Source organism: Streptomyces sp. SM1 (genome assembly GCF_002910825.1).
GTDB lineage: Bacteria > Actinomycetota > Actinomycetes > Streptomycetales > Streptomycetaceae > Streptomyces > Streptomyces okerensis.
The window spans coordinates 1-2,066 of record NZ_NEUB01000736.1 but is presented as its reverse complement, the minus strand read 5'-3'; the positions used below and the strand labels follow the sequence as shown (position 1 = coordinate 2,066).

The following is a 2,066-nucleotide window of genomic DNA, read 5'->3' as shown; positions in this document are numbered from 1 at the left end:
GGGGCCCGGCGTACGGGGGCGGTCGTGGGCGGAGAGGATGTGCCGCTGGATCTCGCGCAGCTCGGCGCCCGGCTCGGCGCCGAGCTGTTCGACGAGCAGCACCCGGGTGTGCCGGTAGAGGTCCAGGGCCTCCGACTGCCGTCCCGAACGGAACAGCGCCAGCATCAGCTTGCCCACCAGGGCCTCGCGCAGGGGGTGTTTGCGGACGATCCTCACCAGTTCGGGCACCAGCTCGGCGTGCCGCAGCAGCGCCAGTTCCGCGTCGAAGCGCAGCTCCATGGTCTGTAGGCGCAGCTCTTGCAGGTAGCGCCCCTCGACGTCGCGCAGCGTCCGGGAGGGGATGTCGGCCAGCGGCTCCTCGCGCCACAGGGCGAGCGCCGCGGCCAGTTCGGCGGAGGACCCTTCCAGGTCCCCGCGCTTGGACAACTCGGCCGCGTGCCGGCGGTGGGCCGTGAACTGGCCCAGATCGCTCTCGTGCTCGCAGAGTTCGAGGAGGTAGCCGGGCGCCCGGGTGAGGATCCGGGCGGAGGCGTGCTCGCCGAGCGACTGGCGCAGCCGCATCACGTAGGTGCGGACGGTCGCGGCGGCGCTCGGCGGCGGAGCACCGTCCCAGACGTACTCGGCGATCCGGTCCACCGAGATCACCCGGTTGGCGTTGAGGAGGAGTGCTGCAATGACCACGCGCTGCCTCGGCGCCGACACGTGCACCTCACGCGCGTTCAGCCGGACGGAAAGCGGGCCCAGGAACAGGAAGTTCAACGGGGATTCCTCTGCGTCGTACGACCGGTGGGCAAGACTCCTCCAGCGTCTTGTGTGACCGTGTACGGGTCAACGCGGCCCCGTCATGTCTAGATACATCCCTAGAAGATTGCTGAAATGTTGGGTTCTGGCCCCGCTCCGGGTGGAGTGGGGCCAGTCTTGTGTTCGTGCAGGGGGAATGGGCTGGGGAGAGCGTCGGCGAGGACGTGAGGGGAGACGTGCCGGGAGTTGATCCCGGCCGGGAGCGTGTTCGCGTTTCTGGCGGGTGCGGTGGTGGGCGCGGGTTCGGTCATAGTGTTCCAACGGCATGTCCCGCCAGGGCAGATGGCGTACCCGGTCGTGGAGTTCGGCGTGGTTCTTCTTCACGATTGCCAGGTAGTGGGCCCCGCGGGAGCGGGTGCCGTGGGCATGCTGGGTGTGCAGCGCGTCAGCGGTGACCACGACGCCGTCCAGGTCCTCGAGTCTCCAGCAAGGGTACGAAGGGGGATCTCGTTGCTCTTGTCGGCGATCTGCCGCTGGGCCAGGGCGGTGCCTGTGTGGTCCATCGCGGCGAGCAGGACCACCACGCTCTTCTCGGCGGGGCGCGAGCCTCGCACCGTCTTGCCGTCCACAGTGACGGCCCGTCGGTTCGTCTGCGCGGCCGGCCCGCCATCGCGGTTTCTCCCCCACGGCCGGACAGCCCGCGCAACAAGATTTTCAGCAGCCTTCTAGTAGGACTCCGTTAGGTGGCTCTGGCAGGGCTGACGCAAGGTCCGGGATTGAGATGTTTCCGCAGGTGAGCGGTCCGTGACGTGGAGGACCGAAGCTCCGTTGAGCGGGGTGACCTCGCAAGTCGCCCTGTGTCTACGGAGCTTCGGTGAATCGTCAGTCTGCCATGTGTGTGCCCGTGATGGAGTCGATGTCGCTCGCGTCGGAGCGGACGTTGCTTCTGCGGCGGCCGGCCGAGGTGAGAGACCCGCGTGATCCTCGGGGCCGGTGCTTCTCGCTGGTGTCGTTGCTGTTGGTCACGCTGTGCGCGACGGCGGCCGGGTTCGGCTCGTACCGGGCGATGGCGCAGTGGGCGGCGGCCGCCGGGCCGGTGGAGTTGCCGCGGCTGGGGCTGCGTCCGCTGGGCCCCTTCCAGCTGGTGCGTACGCCGAGTGCGGACACGCTGCGACGGGCCTTGACGCTGGTGCGTCCCGCGGATCTGGAAGTGCTGCTGCGGGTGGGTGGGCTCGGTCTGGAGACGGTGGCGGTGGACGGGAAGGTGCTTCGCGGGTCTGGCGGCAGCGAGTCGGTCGCGGTGACGGTGATCGGCGCGATGGCAC

General features: G+C 69.2%; 2 protein-coding genes. One reads left to right on the top strand and one right to left on the bottom strand.

Translation table 11 applies throughout. From position 1 onward, the window contains the following. Positions 1 to 759 (bottom strand): AfsR/SARP family transcriptional regulator (locus B9S61_RS21485; RefSeq protein ID WP_146064912.1); only part of this gene is annotated, 759 nt, incomplete at its 3' end. An 856-nt stretch (positions 760 to 1,615) separates the two neighbouring features. Between B9S61_RS21485 and B9S61_RS40405 the strand changes: the two genes are divergently transcribed. Beyond that, positions 1,616 to 2,066: transposase family protein (locus tag B9S61_RS40405; protein ID WP_181007414.1), on the top strand; the 451-nt coding region annotated here is incomplete at its 3' end.